This is a genomic window from Pelagibacterium sediminicola (assembly GCF_003390885.1).
GTDB lineage: Bacteria > Pseudomonadota > Alphaproteobacteria > Rhizobiales > Devosiaceae > Pelagibacterium > Pelagibacterium sediminicola.
This window is the reverse complement of the sequence record NZ_QMEL01000008.1, coordinates 62,127-79,526: the sequence shown is the minus strand read 5'-3', so window position 1 is coordinate 79,526 and position 17,400 is coordinate 62,127. Positions and strand designations below refer to the sequence as shown.

Sequence of the window (17,400 nt, the reverse complement as noted above, 5' to 3'; positions counted from 1 at the left end):
AGGCACCACGACCGAAGGATGGCAGGATAAAAGCGCGCACGGTGCGGCTCAGGCGGGCGGTTGTTTTTGTTCATGTTTCTGGCGCGTTTCGCACCGTGCCGCGTTATCGCGCACCGTGTGCTTCGCGTCCATCTTCCTGATTTTCTTGTCAGTTTTGCGCCGTGCGGGGATGTGCCATGTCCGATGAGCACGAGTTCCGCATCCGTCCGGGGCGCATCCGATCAACTCGTGCGCAGCAAACCCGTCCTTTCATCGCACAGGCGCTTGCCGCCGCGAAAAAGGCCGGAGGTGGCGTCTCGCGATCCGGCCGCGTCACATCCGGCAATCGTTCCCGCTTCGGGCGCGGCCAGCGCGCCAGCGTACAGGCCAACCGCCTCATCACCTCCCGTACACGCGGTGCCGTCGTCAAGGCACGCGTCGTTCGCCACATGGCGTCGTCGGCGCCGCTTGGTGCGCATCTTGATTATCTGCGCCGTGACGACGTGACCCGAGACGGAGAGAAGGCAAGGCTGTTCGGGCCGGGAACGGAGGATGCTGATGGTCGCGCTTTCGCGGAGCGCAGCGGTGATGACCGGCATCATTTCCGGTTCATCGTCTCGCCTGACGACGCGCTGGATATGTCCGACCTCCGATCCTTCACCGACGATCTTGTCGGCCAGATGGAAAAGGATCTCGGCACGCGCCTCGATTGGGTGGCGGTCGATCACTGGAACACGGCGCATCCGCATGTCCATCTGATCGTGCGCGGCACCCGCGACGACGGGCAGGATCTCGTGATTTCCCGAGACTACATCAAAGAGGGGATGCGGGACCGGGCGCGCGATCTCATCACCCTGGATCTGGGGCCGCGCACCGATCTCGACATCCACCGCAGCCTTGAGGCCCAGATCCAGGCGGAACGCTGGACACAACTCGACCGGCAGCTTGCCCGCGACGCTGGCAAATCCGGTATCGTCGATCTCGCCCCGCTCGCTGATCACCCGCAGGACGAGTTCCACACGCTGAAGGTCGGTCGGCTGCGCACCCTCGAAATCCTCGGGCTGGCCGATCAGATCGGCCAGTCGCAGTGGTTCATCAAGCCCGAGGCTGAAGCGGTCCTACGCGAGCTTGGCGAGCGTAGTGACATCATCAAGCGCATGCACCGCGCCCTGACCGAACGCGGCATCGAGCGCGGCTCCGCCAGCTATGTCCTCGCCGGTGAAAGCCTCGACGTTCCGGTTATCGGCCGTCTGGTCGAACGCGGCCTTGATGACGAGTTGAAGGGGACCGCCTATGCGGTGGTCGATGGTGCCGACGGCCGCAGCCATCATATCAGGCTCCCGCATCTGGATGCCGCTGGCGACAGCCCGCCCGGCTCGATTGTCGAGCTGCGCGCTTATGAGGATGTGCAAGGCGCGCGCCGTGTCGCGCTTGCCGTCCGCTCCGATCTCGATCTCGGCGCGCAGATCGGCGCCTCGGGTGCGACCTGGCTCGACCGGCAGGCCATCGCCCGCGATCCGATTGCACTTTCCGACAGCGGCTTCGGCGCCGAGGTCCGTCAGGCTCTGGATGACCGCGCGGAACATCTGATCGGCGAGGGCTATGCCGAACGACAGGGCGGGCGCGTGGTCTTTGCGCGCCGGCTGCTCAGCACGCTGCGCAGGCGCGAACTCGACAGCCTTGCCGAGAAGCTCGCGACTGAAACCGGCATGTCTTTTGAGCGTGCCGCCAGCGGCGAATATGTCGCCGGTTCCTATCGCCAGCGCTTCGCGCTCGCCTCCGGCCGTTTCGCCATGATCGAAGGTCCCGGACCCGACGGGGGCCTCGGCTTCCAGCTCGTGCCCTGGTCGCCCTCTTTGGAAAAGCAGATCGGCCGTCACGTCTCCGGCGTCGCCCGCGACGATGGCGGCATCGATTGGGACTTCGGGCGAAAGCGCAGCCTCGGCCTCTGACCTCAACCGGAAAGGATCTCCGCCCATGTCCGCCACCAAAATTCTCTGGGGACAGATCAGCATCGTCTTCCTCATCATCCTCGCCACCACCTGGGGCGCCACCCAATATGTCGCCTGGAGTCTCGGCTATCAGGCGCGGCTCGGGCCGCCCTGGTTTGAGCTGTTCGGGACGCCGATCTATTACCCGCCGGCGATCTTCTGGTGGTGGTATTTCTACGAAGCCTATGCGCCACCGATCTTTGCCAAGGGCGGGATCATCGCAGCCTCGGGCGGCTTCATCGCCATTGCGGTCGCCATCGGCATGTCGGTCTGGCGGGCGCGCGAGGCGAAGGGCGTCGCCACCTATGGCTCGGCACGATGGGCCTCAAAGCCCGAGGTGAAGGCTGCGGGCCTGCTCGATCCCGATGGTGTCATCCTCGGCCGATATGACCACGAGTATCTGCGGCATGATGGCCCCGAGCATGTGCTGTGTTTCGCGCCGACCCGTTCGGGCAAGGGCGTCGGCCTGGTGGTGCCAACGCTGCTGACCTGGCCTGGCTCGGCCATCGTCCACGACATCAAGGGCGAGAACTGGCAACTCACCTCTGGTTTCCGGGCACTCCATGGCCGCGTGCTGCTGTTCGATCCGACCAACCCGAAATCCTCGGCCTATAATCCCCTGCTCGAAGTGCGTCGTGGCGAGTGGGAGGTGAGGGACGTGCAGAACATCGCTGATATCCTCGTCGATCCCGAAGGCAGCCTCGACAAGCGCAACCATTGGGAAAAGACCTCCCATTCGCTCCTCGTCGGTGCGATCCTGCATGTTCTCTATGCCGAAACTGACAAGACGCTGGCTGGTGTGGCCAGGTTCCTGTCCGATCCCAAGCGTCCGGTGGACTCCACACTGCGCGCCATGATGACAACCGCGCATCTGGGTGAGGCGGGGCCGCATCCGGTCGTGGCCAGTGCGGCGCGCGAGCTGCGCAATAAATCCGAGAACGAGAGGAGCGGCGTCCTGTCGACGGCGATGTCGTTTCTGGGCCTCTATCGCGATCCCGTCGTGGCCGAGGTCACGCGCCGCTCCGACTGGCGGATCAGCGATATTGTGGCCGGCGATCAGCCAACCACGCTCTACCTCGTGGTGCCACCATCCGACATCAACCGAACCAAGCCCCTGATGCGTTTGCTGCTGAACCAGGTCGGCCGTCGCCTGACCGAGGATCTGCAGGCGAATGCCGGGCGGCATCGGTTGCTCTTGATGCTCGACGAGTTTCCGGCGCTCGGGCGACTGGACTTCTTCGAGACGGCGCTGGCGTTCATGGCCGGCTATGGCCTCAAGAGCTTCCTTATCGCGCAGTCGCTGAACCAGATCGAGAAAGCCTATGGGCCGAACAACTCGATCCTCGACAACTGCCATGTTCGCGTGAGTTTCGCCACCAACGACGAACGCACAGCCAAGCGCGTATCCGACGCGCTCGGCACCGCCACCGAGATGAAGGCGATGAAAAACTACGCCGGGCACCGGCTGTCGCCCTGGCTGGGGCATCTCATGGTCTCGCGGTCGGAAACCGCCCGCCAGTTGCTGACGCCAGGCGAGATCATGCAGCTTCCACCCGATGAAGAGATCGTCATGGTGGCTGGCATCCCGCCGATCCGGGCGACGAAGGCGCGCTACTTTGAGGATACCCGGTTTCGGGAGCGGGTTCTTTCTCCGCCTGACCTGACGCGCCCAGAAGGAACCCGTGCCGACGACTGGACCGCGTTGCCGATCCCGGCGCGACCCGGACCTGCCGAGGATGACGAGGAGCACATGAGGGATGATGAAGATCCGACCGAATCCGAACGCCGGTTGCAGCCCGAACTCAGCCGCGTGAAGCCGGTCGAGAAGAAACAGCCAATCGAGAACGAGTTCGAGCCCCATCTGTCCGATGACGTGGACGAAGATGTTGCCCGGAACCGACGCATGATCCGACAGGTGCAGGGGATTGCCCGGCAGGTCGCCATGGACCCGAACGACGGCATGGAGCTGTAGCACCATGACACGCCACAGGAAGAAATCGAAGATCACGATCTATCTTGACCCCGATGTCACGACCGCCCTTGCGGACTTCGCCGCGCGCCGGGATCGCTCGCAATCCATGATCGCCGAAGCCGCCATCGCGTCGTTCCTGTCGCCGGACGACGCCGAGCGGCGCGAAGCGGTTGTCGTCAAGCGCCTCGACCAGCTCGACCGCCGCATGACGCGGCTGGAGCGTGATGTCGGAATCGCCGTCGAAAGCCTGGCGGTGTTCATTCGGTTCTGGGTCACGACAACGCCGGCCTTGCCCGAGCCGGCAGCGAAGGCGGCCAAGGCCAAATCGGCCGAGCGGTATGAGGCGTTCATCACGGCCCTCGGCCGACGGCTCGCTCAGGGGCCGAAGCTGCGGCAGGAGATTTCCGAGGATGTTGATGGGGCACACCAGCCAGCAGGGTCAAACTGAACGCGCCGCACCTTTGAACCCATCTGAGACATTCAGGCAGGCCGCAGCATCGTGCATCTCTATGCGGGTGCAGCGGAAAAGTGCGGCCCAAAGCCGCCTTTCGGCCTCGGCTGCGAACTTCCCCGAACCGGACATTCATTCTTGCCGTAGGTCATGTTGACAAATGGCGGATCCAGAGGCGGATCGAGGTGATGTCGATGAAGCCCAGGAAGCTTTCGGCGGTTTTGTCGTAGCGGGTCGCCACGCGGCGGGCGTTCTTGAGCTTGTTGAAGCAGCGCTCGACGAGGTTGCGTAGGCGGTAGAGGGAGCGGTCCACAGCCACGCGCAGCTTGCGGGACTTGCGCATCGGGATGACCGGCACGACGTTGCGCGCCTCCATGGTTTCTCTCACCTTGTCAGAGTCATAGCCACGGTCGGCAAGCAGAACGCAGGGCTCGGGCAGGTTGTCGTCCATGACCAGATCGAAGCCGCGATAGTCCGAAATCTCGCCCGGCGTGATGTCCGACCTCATGGGCAGGCCCGCGCCGTTAACGCGGAGATGGATCTTGGTCGTGAAGCCACCGCGCGAACGGCCAAAACCCTGTCGCGGAGTCCCCCTTTTGCGCCCGCTGCCTGATGATGGGCGCGGACCACGGTGCTGTCGATCATCTGGAGCGCGTCCGGGACCAGCCCGCTTGCATTGAGAACCTCCAGTATCTTTTCCCAGAGCCCGGCCAGCGTCCAACGCCGGAACTGGCGGTAAACCGACGACCATTTGCCGAACTCTTCGGGCAGGTCACGCCACGGCGACCCCGTCCGCGCGACCCAGAAAATGCCATCCAGAACAAGGCGATGGTTCATGGGCTTGCGCCCGTTCGGGGCTCGAATCGCCAGGATGAAGCGTTCGTGAAACGCCCATTCCTCGTCCGACATCAGGTCTCGTGCCAAGCTGATCTCCATCGCAGATACCAGCTTGAATCACGTCCAGCACGCCCTGTGAATCCCTTTTGTCAACACGACCTAAACGCGCAAAAAGCAAATGACTGCAGCACGCATTTCACCACCAGACCGACCTACCGGGAACCTGAGCCGCAGTCGAATGGCAGTTCTTGCAGGATGCCGCGCACGCCGTGCCGCAAGCACTTCCGTCCGCTTTCCCGCCGATGCACCGCACATGCGGCGGCGCATGTGCCAACCTCGCAGCCGCAGGGATTGGCCAGAAGGATTCCAAAGCGGCCACGCTCATCGAATCAGTCAGATGAGATTGAAGTGGTGGTCCTCGTCGTTCGTACTTGGCGAGGAGAACCACCACCGCCGTTCTCCTGTATTTGCACGCCACGCTACTACGACGCTCGAAACTTGTTGAAACAACCCGTTTCGAGTCTCTTTTAGTCATCCCCATCCGGGGATCATCTCGCGCCTCCCTGGTGGAACGGGGACGAGATGGCAGGCATCAACCACAAACAGGCAGTAGTGGACCGCGGCGCGCGTATGCTCCGAACGGCGCTCGGGTCTGCCATCTCAACCCTGCTGCAAGACCCGTCCGTCGTCGAGGTCATGCTGAACCCCGACGGGCGCATTTGGGTCGACCGGATGTCCGAGGGACTGGCCGACACCGGCGAGAGGATGGCGCCCGCCGATGGCGAGCGCATCGTGCGCCTGGTTGCCCACCATGTCGGTGTCGAAGTCCACACCCGCAGCCCCCGCGTGACGGCCGAACTGCCTGAGACCGGCGAGCGCTTCGAGGGGCTGCTGCCTCCAGTCGTGGCAGCACCCGCCTTCGCCATCCGCAAGCCCGCCGTCGCGGTGTTCACGCTGGATGATTATGTGGCGACGGGCATCATGTCCGCCGATCAGGCGGAAACGCTCCGCGTTGCCGTCCAGTCGCGTGCGAACATCCTTGTCGCCGGTGGCACGTCCACCGGCAAGACCACGCTGACCAATGCGCTGCTGGCCGAAGTCGCAAAGACCTCCGACCGCGTGGTCATCATTGAGGACACGCGCGAGCTGCAATGCGCCGCTCCGAACCTCGTTGCCATGAGAACAAAAGACGGGGTGGCGACGCTTTCCGAACTCGTCCGTTCCTCGCTGCGCCTACGTCCCGACCGTATTCCGATCGGTGAGGTGCGCGGCGCCGAGGCGCTCGATCTCCTCAAAGCCTGGGGCACCGGACACCCCGGAGGGATCGGCACCATCCATGCCGGTTCCGGCATCGGCGCGCTTCGCCGCCTCGAACAATTGATCCAGGAAGCCGTCGTCACCGTCCCGCGCGCCATGATCGCCGAAACCATCGACCTCGTGGCTGTCCTCGCCGGTCGCGGTTCCGCACGGCGGCTTGTCGAACTCGCCCGCGTCGAAGGTCTCGGACCCGACGGCGACTACCGGATTTCCCCCGCCTTTTCAGAACCCGGCACCACTCGCAACACTGGAGAACCTGCATGATCCGTCGCGCCTTCCGCATCCGTCACCATATCGCAACCGCCGCCGCCTTCGCCTGGGTGAGCCTCATGACGTCCCCGGCCTTTGCCTCCGGCTCTTCGATGCCCTGGGAAGCGCCGCTGCAATCCATCCTCGAATCCGTTGAAGGGCCGGTGGCCAAGATCGTCGCCGTGATCATCATCATCGTCACCGGCCTGACGCTGGCTTTCGGCGATACCGGCGGCGGCTTCCGTAGACTGATCCAGATCGTCTTCGGCATCTCCATCGCCTTCGCCGCCAGTTCCTTCTTCCTGAGCTTCTTCAGCTTCGGCGGCGGGGCGCTGGTCTGATGGCCGTGAGCTTCGAGGCGCTCGACGCGGTGCCGGGCTTCGCTGTCCCGGTCCACCGCGCCCTGACCGAACCGATCCTGCTCGGCGGTGCGCCGCGATCCGTCGCCATCCTCAACGGCACCTTGGCTGGAGCGGTCGGCCTCGGTCTCCAGCTCTGGCTGGCCGGCATCCTGATCTGGGCGGTTGGCCATATCGCCGCCGTCTGGGCCGCCAAACGCGATCCGCTCTTCGTCGAGGTCGCGCGCCGCCATCTCCGCATCCCCGGCCATCTCTCGGTGTGAGGTTTGATCCATGATGAATCTCGCAGAATACCGCCGCACCGCTTCCCGCCTAGCCGATTATCTGCCTTGGGTCGCGTTGGTCGGGGAGGGGGTTGTCCTCAACAAGGACGGCTCGTTCCAGAGGACGGCGAAGTTTCGCGGGCCGGATCTGGATTCCGCCGTTGCGGCCGAACTGGTCGCGGTCGCCGGGCGGCTGAACAACGCCTTCCGCCGTCTCGGCTCTGGCTGGGCCATTTTCGTGGAAGCACAGCGTTCGGAGGCCGCAACCTATCCTGCGGACCGCTTCCCCGATCCCGCCTCGGCATTGGTCGATGCCGAGCGCAAGGCCGATTTCGAGGAGGAAGGCAGTCATTTCGTCTCCGGCTACTTTCTCACCTTCCTCTGGCTCCCGCCCGCAGAAGATGCCGCCCGCTCGGAGTCCTGGCTTTATGAGGGGCGAGAGACATCCGGGGTGAACCCCTGGGAGTTGGTGCGCGGCTTCATCGACCGCACCGACCGCGTGCTGGCGCTGCTCGACGGCTTCATGCCGGAGTGCCGCTGGCTCGATGATGCCGGCACGCTGACCTATCTCCATTCCACGATCTCGACCAACCGACATTGCGTCTGCGTGCCGGAGGTGCCGATGTATCTCGACGCGCTGCTGGCCGATCAGCCGCTCACCGGCGGGCTGGAGCCGCGCCTGGGCAATCACCATCTCCGGGTGCTGACGATCACCGGCTTTCCCGGCACCACCACACCCGGCCTGCTCGACGAGATGAACCGGCTCGCCTTCCCCTACCGCTGGTCGACCCGCGCCATCCTCATGGACAAGACCGACGCGACCCGGCTGCTGACGAAGATCAGGCGGCAATGGTTCGCCAAGCGCAAGAGCATCGCGGCGATCATCAAGGAGGTGATGACCAACGAGCAATCCGCGCTCGTGGACACGGATGCAGCAAACAAGGCCGCCGACGCGGACATGGCCTTGCAGGAACTCGGCGCCGACATGGCCGGGATGGCCTATGTCACGGCGACCGTCACCGTCTGGGACGAGGACGCCCGCCGTGCCGACGAAAAGCTGCGGCTGGTCGAGAAGATCATCCAGGCCCGCGACTTCAGCGTCATGGTCGAGACGGTCAATGCAGTCGACGCCTGGCTCGGCAGCTTGCCCGGACACGCCTATGCGAATGTCCGTCAGCCGCCGGTCTCGACGCTCAACCTTGCCCACATGGTCCCCTCAAGCGCCGTGTGGGCGGGGCCGGACCGGGACGATCACTTCGGCGCACCCCCGCTGCTTTACGGCAGGACCGAAGGATCGACCCCGTTCCGGCTGTCCCTTCATGTCGGCGACGTAGGCCATACCCTCGTCGTCGGGCCGACCGGCGCCGGCAAGTCGGTGCTGCTGGCGCTGATGGCCCTGCAGTTCCGCCGCTACGCGCGCTCACAGGTCTTCGCCTTCGATTTCGGTGGCTCCATCCGCGCCTCCGCACTCGCGATGCAGGGTGACTGGCACGATCTGGGCGGCGAGCTGACCGAGGCATCTGAGGCGTCGGTTTCGCTGCAACCGCTGGCCCGCATCCACGAAACTGCCGAGCGCGCCTGGGCGGCCGACTGGATCGTGGCGATCCTGATGCGCGAGAACATCCAGATCACGCCCGAGGTGAAGGAGCATCTATGGACGGCGCTGACCTCGCTTGCTTCGGCTCCGGTCGGGGAACGCACCATCACCGGCCTCGCCGTGCTTTTGCAATCCAATGACCTGAAACAGGCGCTGCGCTCCTATTGCGTCGGTGGACCCTATGGCCGGCTGCTCGATGCCGAGGCCGAACATCTCGGCTCTGCCGACGTGCAGGCGTTCGAGATCGAGGGCTTGGTCGGCACCGGAGCCGCGCCGGCTGTCTTGGCCTACCTGTTCCATCGCATCGGGGACAGGTTGGACGGGCGGCCCACGCTGCTGATCATCGATGAGGGCTGGCTGGCGCTCGATGACGACGGGTTCGCGGACCAGCTCAGGGAATGGCTCAAGACCCTGCGGAAGAAGAACGCCAGCGTCATCTTCGCCACGCAGTCGCTGTCGGACATCGACAATTCCGCCATTGCACCCGCGATCATCGAAAGCTGCCCGACGCGGCTACTGCTGCCGAACGAGCGCGCCATCGAGCCGCAGATCACCGCGATCTATCGCCGCTTCGGCCTCAATGACCGCCAGATCGAGATCCTCGCGCGGGCAACGCCGAAGCGGGACTACTACTGCCAGTCGCGGCGCGGCAACCGCCTGTTCGATCTTGGACTGTCCGAAGTGGGGCTGGCGCTTTGCGCCGCATCGGCCAAGTCCGATCAGGCCCTGATCAGCGAAATCCTCACTGAACATGGCCGCGACGGCTTCCTTGGTGCCTGGCTCCGGGCCCGCGGCGTCGATTGGGCGGCCGATCTCATCCCGGACCTCACCAATCTCGCGACCGAAAGCGAACACCTGCCGCCCGTCGTCGATGAGGACGAGTTCGGCATCATCCTGGAAGAAGAGGAGATTACCCTATGACGCGCGCAATTCCCCGGTTCATCCGCATGGCCAGCGCCTCGACGCTCTTGCTTGCGCTCTCCGCGCCGCTGGCTCTGGCGCCGGTGTTCATGACACCGGCCCATGCCTTCTTTGGTGGGTTCGGCCGGATCGTTTACGATCCCACCAACCATGCGGAGAACCTGCTGACCGCCGCCCGCACGCTGGAACAGATCAACAACCAGATCACCTCGCTCCAGAACGAGGCACAGATGCTGATCAACCAGGCACGCAATCTCGCGAGCTTGCCCCACAGCTCGCTGCAGGCCCTTCAGCAAAATGTCCAGCGGACCCAGCAGCTTCTCGGTCAGGCCCAGAACATCACCTTCGACGTGCAGAACATCGACCAGATGTTCCAGCAGGACTACGGCAATCTGTCCCTGACCGCGACCGACCAGCAGCTCATCGCCGATGCCCGGTCCCGCTGGGAGAATACCGTCGGGGGTCTTCAGGACGCGATGCGGGTGCAGGCCGGCGTCGTCGGCAACATCGACAGCAACCGGGCCGAAATGTCCGCACTCGTCAGCGAAAGTCAGGGCGCGACCGGCGCGCTTCAAGCCACCCAGGCCGGCAACCAGCTTCTCGCCCTCCAGTCGCAGCAGCTTTCCGACCTTATCGCGGTCATCTCGGCCAATGGCCGCGCCGACGCGCTGTCCGAGGCCGAACGTGCGACCGCCGCGGAGCAGGGCCGTATCCAGCGCGAGCGCTTCCTGGCACCGGGCAGCGGCTATCAGCCTGGCAATGCGCAGATGTTCAACTGAGGCCGGGAGGGCAGATCATGGAAGGGAAGATGCTGGCGCGGATCGCGGCCATCGTGTTCGTCGCCGTGGCGATCACCGCGGCGATTATCGAGATGACCCGCGAGGAGATCCCCGCGCCAGCACCTTCCGCTCCATCGCTTACGCGGCAGGTCGATCCCCTGCGCGAAGGGCAGCGCCGCTGTCAGGAGATGGGCGAAGCGGCCGCCAATGATGCCGAGTGCCTGGGCATCTGGGCCGAGACTCGTGATCGCTTCCTCGGCCGGACGCCCGTGCAGTCTTCGCCTGGCCTGGATGGGGGGCGATAGTCGTGGGCGGAACGGGGGTCATCGACAATTTTCTTGGCATCTTCACCAGCTATATCGACTCCGGCTTCGGACTGCTCGGCGGTGAGGTGGCCTTTATCGCCACCACGCTGATCGTCATCGACGTCACGCTCGCCGCCCTGTTCTGGGCATGGGGTGCCGATGATGATGTTCTCGCCCGCCTGGTGAAGAAGACGATCTTCGTCGGGGTCTTCGCCTACCTGATTTCCAACTGGAACAACCTCGCGCGCATCGTCTTCGAGAGCTTTGCCGGCCTCGGCCTCATGGCCTCCGGCACCGGGTTTTCCGCCGCCGATCTTCTGCGTCCCGGCCGTGTCGCCCAGATCGGCCTCGATGCCGGGCGACCGCTGCTCGAATCCATCTCGGACCTCATGGGCTGGATCGCGGTCTTCGAGAACCTGGTGCAGATCCTCTGCCTGTTCTTCGCTTGGGCGCTGGTGATCCTCGCCTTCTTCATTCTGGCGATCCAGCTCTTCGTCACCCTGATAGAGTTCAAGCTGACCACCCTGGCCGGCTTTGTGCTGATCCCCTTCGGTCTCTTCGGCAAGACTGCTTTCATGGCCGAACGGGTTCTGGGCAATGTCGTCTCATCCGGCATCAAAGTGCTGGTATTGACCGTCATCATCGGCATCGGCTCGACACTCTTCGGCCAGTTCACCGCAGGCTTCGGCGGCGCGACCCCGACCATCGACGACGCCATGGCCATCGTGCTGGCCGCCCTTTCTCTTCTCGGCCTCGGCATCTTCGGCCCCGGCATTGCTACCGGCCTCGTCTCGGGCGGCCCGCAACTCAGCGCAGGGGCGGCGGTTGGAACCGGCCTCGCGGTCGGTGGTGCCGCGATCGCTGCCGGTGGCGCAACCATGCTCGCCGCGCGGGGCGGCGGTGCCGCACTCTCGGGTGGTGCTGCGCTTGCGCGCGGTGGCGCCTCGGCCGCCGGTGCGGCCTCGTCCGCCTATTCCCTCGGTTCCATGGGCGACTCCGGCCCGGCCGGGGTCGCCTCCGGGCTTGGCGGTGTGGCACGCGCCGCAGGCTCGGCTGCCATCTCGCCTTTGAAGCGCGCAGCCTCCCGTGCCGCCGACAGCGTGAAATCCAGCTACTCCGATGGCGCAAAAGCCGGGTTCGCGGCATCCGGCGGCAGCTCCTCTATGGGCACGATCGGGGGCTCCCCATCGCCCAAGTCGTCACCCCCCTCAGCCGCTGATGGTCCCCCAGCCTGGGCGCAGAACATGCGCCGTAGCCGGGCGATGAGCCACGGCGTCACCGCTGCCGCCCATGCCGTCCGGTCCGGCGACAGCCACGGCGGCGGCTCATCCGTCAGCCTATCCGAAAGTGATCGCACATGACCATCTTCAAACGACCGACGACCCACTACGGCAAGGTGCCGGAACCCGAGACGCCCTATCAGCGCGCCGCGCAGATCTGGGATGACCGCATCGGCTCGGCCCGCGTCCAGGCACGAAACTGGCGCTACATGGCCTTCGGCTCCCTGATCCTCGCGGCAGGTTTCGCCGGGGCTCTCGTCTGGCAATCGGCGCGCGGGACCGTCGTGCCCTGGGTGGTTCAGGTGGACAATCTCGGCCAGGCGCAGGCCGTCGGGCCGGCGGCGGCCGATTATCGGCCGACCGACCCGCAGATCGCCTTTCACCTCGGCCGTTTCATCGAACAGGTTCGCTCGCTCCCGGCCGACGCCATCGTCGTCCGCCAGAACTGGCTCCGGGCCTACGAGTTCACCACCGACCGGGGCGCGGCGGCGCTGAACGATTATGCCCGCTCCAATGATCCCTTCACGCGCGTCGGCCGCCAGCAGGTTGCCGTCGAGGTGTCGAGCATCATCCGGGCGTCCCCGGACAGTTTCCGCGTAGCCTGGACCGAACGCCACTACGAAAACGGCCAGCTCTCCACCACCGAGCGATGGACCGCGATCCTGACCATCGTGATCCAGCCCCCGCGCAACGCTGAGCGGCTGCGCGCCAATCCCCTCGGAATCTATGTCAACGCGATCAACTGGTCGCGGGAGATGAGCCAATGACCGCCACAACTTTCCGCAAAACCGGCTTTCCGGCTTTCCGTAAATCCGCCTGCGCGGCTCTGTTGCTTTCCGCGACCATGCTGGCCGGCTGCGCGACCAATCGGACGCCGCAGTTCAGCTACGATGCCGATGTGCCGCCCTTGCCGACCGTGCAGGCGGCTGCGACCGACACAACGCCCCGACCGCTGCATGTCCCGCCCGCCTGGACTGTGGCGCGGGGCGGCGAGGCTGCCGGCACGGCGACGGCCCGCGTCGAGAACGCCAATGCCGCCGCCCGCGTCGAGCCGCGCCGGGAAGGCTACTATAATGCCATCCAGATCTATCCCTGGTCGGAAGGCGCGCTCTATCAGGTCTATGCCGCTGTCGGGCAGATCACCACCATCGCGCTGGAGCCGGGCGAGAGCCTGACAGGCGCGGGACCGATTGCCGCCGGCGATACTGCAAGGTGGGTTATCGGCGACACCGAAAGCGGCTCCGGCCCGACCCGCCGGGTGCATGTGTTGGTGAAGCCGACCCGGCCGGACATCTCGACCAACCTCGTCATAACCACCGACCGTCGGATCTACATGATCGAGTTGCGCGCGCGGGAAGCGCTCTACATGCCCGCCGTCGCCTGGGCCTATCCCGCACCGCCGCCAGGCAGCCGCGTGACCGCGCCGTCGGCCCCCGTCATCCCGGCCGAGGCCGCGCGCAACTATCGCTACGGCTTGCAGGTGCAGGGCAACAGCCCGCCATGGCGCCCAGTCTCCGTCTTCGACGACGGCAGGCGCGTCTATGTCGTGTTCCCGCGCGGCATCGTCCAGGGCGAGATGCCGCCTCTGTTCGTTCTTGGGTCGGACGGCGAGCCGCAGATCGTCAATTCCCGCATCCACCACAACGTCCTGATCGTGGACAGACTGTTCGGCGCCGCCGAGCTGCGCCTTGGCAGCGGCAACCGCCAGCAGGTGGTCAGGATTGTCCGCGTCGAGCAAACGCAGGCCGCAGCCCAACCAGCCGGTGCGACCACGGGAGGATCACCCTCATGAGTGGCACCGACAATACGGCTCCCATGCGGTTGCGCGCCGAGCCGCCCCGCGTCACCCGTCTGTCCCGCAAGGTGCTGGCAGGGGTCGGAGCCGTCGCCCTTCTCGGAATCGGCGGGGCGCTGATCTACGCCCTCCAGACCAGTGAGGCGGGACCGGGGGGCAGCGAACTATATTCGACCGAGAACCGGCCTACGGCGGACGGCCTCGCTGGCTTGCCGCGCGACTATTCCGGCCCGGTTCTTGGACCGGCTTTGCCTGGCGACCTCGGCCGTCCGATCCTCGAGGCACAGAACCGGGGCCAGCCGGTCGTGCCGCCAACCATCGCGACACCGGCCGTCGATCCGGATGAACAGCGTCGTCTCGCTGAGGAAGAAGCCGCACGGTTGAGCGGTGTGTTCTTCCAGGCCGGCCCGCGCACGGCAGCTCCGTCGGGAACGGCCATGCCCGGCCTCGCTGGCCTCGGCCTCGGCGGGCAGCCAGACGGGCAGAACCGCCATACCGCTTTCCTCAATGGACCCGTGGACCGGCAGACCGTCGCGCCGGATCGCGTCGCGCCGCCGGCATCGCCCTACACCCTTCAGGCCGGGGCTGTGATTCCGGCCGCGCTCATCACCGGCATCCGGTCCGATCTGCCCGGCCAGATCACCGCGCAAGTGACGGAGAACGTCTATGACAGCCCCACCGGCTCGCTGCTTCTGATCCCGCAGGGAACACGCATCATCGGTCAATATGATGATGGCGTGACCTTCGGCCAGCGCCGTGTGTTGCTGGTGTGGAATCGCCTGATCCTGCCGGGCGGCCGTTCCATCGTCCTTGAGCGCCTGCCGGGTGCGGACGCCAGCGGCTACGCCGGGCTTGAGGATGGCGTCGATTATCATTGGTGGGATCTGATGAAGGCCGCAGGGCTGTCCACGCTGCTCGCGGTCGGCACGGAATTGGCCAGCAGCGACGAGGATCGGCTGATCCGCGCCATCCGCGACGGCGCACAGGATACCGTCAATCAGGCGGGCCAGCAGATCGTGCAGCGCCAGTTGCAGGTTGCCCCGACGCTCACCATCCGGCCCGGCTTCCCGGTCAGGATCATCGTGACCCGCGATCTCGTATTCGAGCCGGCAGGAGGTTGACCATGACAAAGCTGAAACTCGGCCCGCTGACTGACGACAAGCCCGTCAAGGTGACGGTGGAACTGCCCGCGCCGCTTCACCGCGATCTGATCGCCTATGCCGAGGTGCTGGCCCGCGAGAGCGGCCAGCCCGTCGCCGATCCCGTCAGACTGATCGTGCCCATGCTGGAGCGGTTCATTGCAACGGATCGCGGCTTTGCAAAGGCGCGAAAGATCTGCTCATGACGTGATCGGGTGTTTGGCCGGGCCGGTTGCCGCGATCATCTCCATGAGCGCGTCTATCACGCTCTGCGTCGAGTCCCACTTCGCCGCGTGGTCCAGCAGGCGGTTCTGAATGTTCAGACTGACCGCACCATGGATCGTTGACCAGAACATGAAGCCGTAGCGTTGCAGGTCAGCGCCCGGCAAGTAACCATGCTCCTGAGATGAGCGAAGGCCGGTCAGCAGCAGACTCAGGACCTGACGACCCGCTTCGCTTGACCACGGATCATCGCTCACCCCAAGCTTCGGGGGGGGTGAGAACATCAGCCGGTACAGAGTGGGGTTCTCCAGGGCGAAGCGCGCATAGGCATAGCCACCATCGCGCAAATAGCCGAACGGATCGCCTCGCATCTGTTCGAAAACCGCGAACTTCTCATTGTAGAGCCGTCCAAAGCCTTCATCGCGCGCCGCGCGCAGCAAAGCATTCTTGTTACGGAAATGGCCGTAAAGGGCCGGCGCCGTGCATCCCACGGCTTGTGCCACTGCCGTCAGTGGAACACCGAAGTCACCCTGCTGTGCCAGCAGGCGGATCGTTTCCTCGACCGCGCGGCGAGGAATATCAAGTTCCTGCTCCTTCCTGGGCCGAGCCATCGGGATCCCTGCTGCAACTGTGCGTGAAAACTGAATGCGATTTATTTTTTTCGTTGACGGAGCCGATGTCAAGCAGCACCATCCCAAGAACTGAATGATATTAAGTTTGAGGCGGAGAGGAGGGGAGATGGTCGCGTACGAATCTGGGCATCATGGTGCGCGCCTCTCTTTTGGTACGCGCCGTCGCCTTCGTCGGCAGGCTGCAAACGAGCGCCGGCCAGAAGCCAACTGCGGTTCGGGATGATGCGTCATGCCTGCGCGCCGGAACAGGGACGCCCCATCTGGTAGCTCCGTCCTCGCGCATATTGTCGAGGGCGGCGCCGGTAAGAACACAATCCGGTTGCGCCAGTTGCGGCATTTCCTTGCAGCGGCGGACCACGGGAGTTTCCGCAAGGCAGCAATCGCGCTCGCCATCAATGAATCATCGGTCAGCCGCCAGATCCGCGACCTTGAGGACGAATTGGGTGCTTCTCTTTTCATACGACATTCGGGCGGGGTGCGGCTGACAGTCGCCGGGCAGGAGTTTCTGCGCAGCGCCCGGCATGCCCTTCGGCAGATCGACATCGGCGTGACAAAAGTCGCTGCGGTTGGCCGGGTAGACCGGGGACTGCTCAAGGTCGGAATTTTCTCGTCGCTGGCGTCGGGGTTTCTGTTTGACCTCCTGCGGAAGTTCGGGAGGCACCATCCGACGGTTCAGATCGACCTCATGGACGGAAATCCTGCCGAGCATGTCGCGGCTGTCCGGCAGTTGGACCTGGACATCGCCTTCATTACCGGAACTGCTCGCTGGGATGGCTGCGAAACGGAGCATCTCTGGTGCGAACGGGTCTTTGTCGTGCTGCCGACCGACCACCCGCTGGCTGCCAAAGCCCAACTCGGATGGCCTGATCTGACAGGTGAACGCTTCATCGTGAGCGATGTCGCACCGGGCCAGGAGATCCACGACTATCTGGTCGCTCACCTTGCCGGTCTCGGTCATCACCCTGACATTCACTCCCAGCAGGTGGGCCGCGACAACATCTTGTCGCTGGTCGCGGTCGGTCGTGGCCTCACCTTGACGAGCGAAGCCACCACCGTCGGGCAATTTCCGGGGATCGCATTCCGGCAACTGGTGGATGAAGTGTTGCCGTTCAGCATGGTGTGGTCAGATCAAAACGACAACCCGGCCTGCCGGCGATTGCTCAGCATGGCTCGCGCGATGGGAAAAGCTTCTGTAGGGTCACAACCACCTCCCTGAGGATGGCAACCCTCGAAGCAAGAATGTCGTGGGTTTTTCCCCTGGCTCGCTTGCCCTCGAAGCAGCCACCTTCAGATCTGGCGGATAGCCTCACCT

At 64.8% G+C, this 17,400-nt stretch carries 16 protein-coding genes and 1 pseudogene; 15 read left to right on the top strand and 2 right to left on the bottom strand.

Translation table 11 applies throughout. The features are described from left to right. Window positions 1–176 precede the first annotated feature (176 nt). From DQG18_RS12855 to DQG18_RS12845, 3 genes are read left to right on the top strand one after another with little or no spacing between them, the layout of a single operon-like run. Window positions 177–1,931: a relaxase/mobilization nuclease domain-containing protein gene (locus tag DQG18_RS12855; RefSeq protein WP_116654673.1), complete on the top strand. Its 1,755-nt coding sequence runs from the start codon at window positions 177–179 to the stop codon at window positions 1,929–1,931. A gap of 25 nt (window positions 1,932–1,956) precedes the next feature. Then, the gene (locus DQG18_RS12850) at window positions 1,957–3,942 is read left to right on the top strand and encodes a conjugal transfer protein TraG (protein ID WP_116654672.1); all 1,986 of its coding nucleotides are present in this window, start codon (window positions 1,957–1,959) and stop codon (window positions 3,940–3,942) included. A gap of 4 nt (window positions 3,943–3,946) precedes the next feature. Continuing rightward, window positions 3,947–4,390: a CopG family transcriptional regulator gene (locus DQG18_RS12845; protein ID WP_116654671.1), complete on the top strand. Its 444-nt coding sequence runs from the start codon at window positions 3,947–3,949 to the stop codon at window positions 4,388–4,390. Window positions 4,391–4,541: 151 nt separating this feature from the next. On the opposite strand, the pseudogene DQG18_RS12840 reads toward DQG18_RS12845, so the two are convergent. Then, window positions 4,542–5,302, bottom strand: a pseudogene (locus DQG18_RS12840) (IS5 family transposase). 510 nt (window positions 5,303–5,812) lie between these two features. Here DQG18_RS12840 and trbB point away from each other — a divergent pair. From trbB to DQG18_RS12785, 11 genes are read left to right on the top strand one after another with little or no spacing between them, the layout of a single operon-like run. Next, window positions 5,813–6,811: a P-type conjugative transfer ATPase TrbB gene (gene trbB, locus DQG18_RS12835; RefSeq protein ID WP_116654669.1), complete on the top strand. Its 999-nt coding sequence runs from the start codon at window positions 5,813–5,815 to the stop codon at window positions 6,809–6,811. Then, window positions 6,808–7,137, top strand: coding sequence for a TrbC/VirB2 family type IV secretion system protein (locus tag DQG18_RS12830; RefSeq protein WP_035746450.1), 330 nt, complete (start codon window positions 6,808–6,810; stop codon window positions 7,135–7,137). Before trbB ends, DQG18_RS12830 begins: the two co-directional genes overlap by 4 nt. Further along, entirely contained in the window at window positions 7,137–7,418 is a 282-nt protein-coding gene (locus tag DQG18_RS12825) for a VirB3 family type IV secretion system protein (protein WP_035746452.1), read from the top strand. The genes DQG18_RS12830 and DQG18_RS12825 overlap by 1 nt, the downstream gene beginning before the upstream one ends. 10 nt (window positions 7,419–7,428) lie before the next feature. After that, window positions 7,429–9,936, top strand: a complete 2,508-nt coding sequence (gene trbE, locus DQG18_RS12820) for a conjugal transfer protein TrbE (protein WP_116654668.1) — start codon at window positions 7,429–7,431, stop codon at window positions 9,934–9,936. Beyond that, window positions 9,933–10,715 (top strand): P-type conjugative transfer protein TrbJ, encoded by a 783-nt coding sequence (gene trbJ / locus DQG18_RS12815; RefSeq protein ID WP_116654667.1) that lies wholly within the window; start codon window positions 9,933–9,935, stop codon window positions 10,713–10,715. Before trbE ends, trbJ begins: the two co-directional genes overlap by 4 nt. A 17-nt stretch (window positions 10,716–10,732) precedes the next feature. Beyond that, window positions 10,733–11,020, top strand: a complete 288-nt coding sequence (trbK-alt, locus tag DQG18_RS12810) for a putative entry exclusion protein TrbK-alt (RefSeq protein ID WP_116654666.1) — start codon at window positions 10,733–10,735, stop codon at window positions 11,018–11,020. A gap of 2 nt (window positions 11,021–11,022) precedes the next feature. Next, window positions 11,023–12,381, top strand: a complete 1,359-nt coding sequence (trbL, locus tag DQG18_RS12805) for a P-type conjugative transfer protein TrbL (protein WP_116654665.1) — start codon at window positions 11,023–11,025, stop codon at window positions 12,379–12,381. Continuing rightward, a complete protein-coding gene (gene trbF, locus DQG18_RS12800; RefSeq protein WP_116654664.1) occupies window positions 12,378–13,067 on the top strand; it encodes a conjugal transfer protein TrbF in 690 nt (229 codons plus the stop codon). The genes trbL and trbF overlap by 4 nt, the downstream gene beginning before the upstream one ends. Beyond that, complete coding sequence (gene trbG / locus DQG18_RS12795) at window positions 13,064–14,092, top strand: P-type conjugative transfer protein TrbG (RefSeq protein ID WP_116654663.1); 1,029 nt, start codon at window positions 13,064–13,066, stop codon at window positions 14,090–14,092. The genes trbF and trbG overlap by 4 nt, the downstream gene beginning before the upstream one ends. Continuing rightward, a complete protein-coding gene (locus tag DQG18_RS12790; RefSeq protein ID WP_116654662.1) occupies window positions 14,089–15,216 on the top strand; it encodes a TraB/TrbI/VirB10 family type IV secretion system protein in 1,128 nt (375 codons plus the stop codon). The genes trbG and DQG18_RS12790 overlap by 4 nt, the downstream gene beginning before the upstream one ends. Window positions 15,217–15,218: 2 nt before the next feature. Next, window positions 15,219–15,440, top strand: a complete 222-nt coding sequence (locus DQG18_RS12785) for a DUF2274 domain-containing protein (protein ID WP_116654661.1) — start codon at window positions 15,219–15,221, stop codon at window positions 15,438–15,440. Here DQG18_RS12785 and DQG18_RS12780 read toward each other — a convergent pair. Then, window positions 15,435–16,067, bottom strand: coding sequence for a TetR/AcrR family transcriptional regulator (locus tag DQG18_RS12780; protein ID WP_116654660.1), 633 nt, complete (start codon window positions 16,065–16,067; stop codon window positions 15,435–15,437). The two genes, DQG18_RS12785 and DQG18_RS12780, sit on opposite strands and share 6 nt — an antisense overlap. A gap of 250 nt (window positions 16,068–16,317) precedes the next feature. Here DQG18_RS12780 and DQG18_RS12775 point away from each other — a divergent pair, with 250 nt between their 5' ends. Further along, window positions 16,318–17,304 carry a LysR family transcriptional regulator gene (locus tag DQG18_RS12775; RefSeq protein WP_116654659.1) on the top strand — a complete coding sequence of 329 codons (987 nt, stop codon included), beginning with the start codon at window positions 16,318–16,320 and terminating at the stop codon, window positions 17,302–17,304. The last annotated feature ends 96 nt before the right edge of the window (window positions 17,305–17,400 follow it).

What these genes read in the sequence shown, in the direction of transcription:
- DQG18_RS12855 (WP_116654673.1), top strand. Translation starts at nt 177, where the DNA reads ATGTCCGATGAGCACGAGTTCCGCATCCGTCCGGGGCGCATCCGATCA.
- DQG18_RS12850 (WP_116654672.1), top strand. Translation starts at nt 1,957, where the DNA reads ATGTCCGCCACCAAAATTCTCTGGGGACAGATCAGCATCGTCTTCCTC.
- DQG18_RS12845 (WP_116654671.1), top strand. Translation starts at nt 3,947, where the DNA reads ATGACACGCCACAGGAAGAAATCGAAGATCACGATCTATCTTGACCCC.
- trbB (WP_116654669.1), top strand. Translation starts at nt 5,813, where the DNA reads ATGGCAGGCATCAACCACAAACAGGCAGTAGTGGACCGCGGCGCGCGT.
- DQG18_RS12830 (WP_035746450.1), top strand. Translation starts at nt 6,808, where the DNA reads ATGATCCGTCGCGCCTTCCGCATCCGTCACCATATCGCAACCGCCGCC.
- DQG18_RS12825 (WP_035746452.1), top strand. Translation starts at nt 7,137, where the DNA reads ATGGCCGTGAGCTTCGAGGCGCTCGACGCGGTGCCGGGCTTCGCTGTC.
- trbE (WP_116654668.1), top strand. Translation starts at nt 7,429, where the DNA reads ATGATGAATCTCGCAGAATACCGCCGCACCGCTTCCCGCCTAGCCGAT.
- trbJ (WP_116654667.1), top strand. Translation starts at nt 9,933, where the DNA reads ATGACGCGCGCAATTCCCCGGTTCATCCGCATGGCCAGCGCCTCGACG.
- trbK-alt (WP_116654666.1), top strand. Translation starts at nt 10,733, where the DNA reads ATGGAAGGGAAGATGCTGGCGCGGATCGCGGCCATCGTGTTCGTCGCC.
- trbF (WP_116654664.1), top strand. Translation starts at nt 12,378, where the DNA reads ATGACCATCTTCAAACGACCGACGACCCACTACGGCAAGGTGCCGGAA.
- trbG (WP_116654663.1), top strand. Translation starts at nt 13,064, where the DNA reads ATGACCGCCACAACTTTCCGCAAAACCGGCTTTCCGGCTTTCCGTAAA.
- DQG18_RS12790 (WP_116654662.1), top strand. Translation starts at nt 14,089, where the DNA reads ATGAGTGGCACCGACAATACGGCTCCCATGCGGTTGCGCGCCGAGCCG.
- DQG18_RS12785 (WP_116654661.1), top strand. Translation starts at nt 15,219, where the DNA reads ATGACAAAGCTGAAACTCGGCCCGCTGACTGACGACAAGCCCGTCAAG.
- DQG18_RS12780 (WP_116654660.1), bottom strand. Translation starts at nt 16,067, where the DNA reads ATGGCTCGGCCCAGGAAGGAGCAGGAACTTGATATTCCTCGCCGCGCG.
- DQG18_RS12775 (WP_116654659.1), top strand. Translation starts at nt 16,318, where the DNA reads ATGCCTGCGCGCCGGAACAGGGACGCCCCATCTGGTAGCTCCGTCCTC.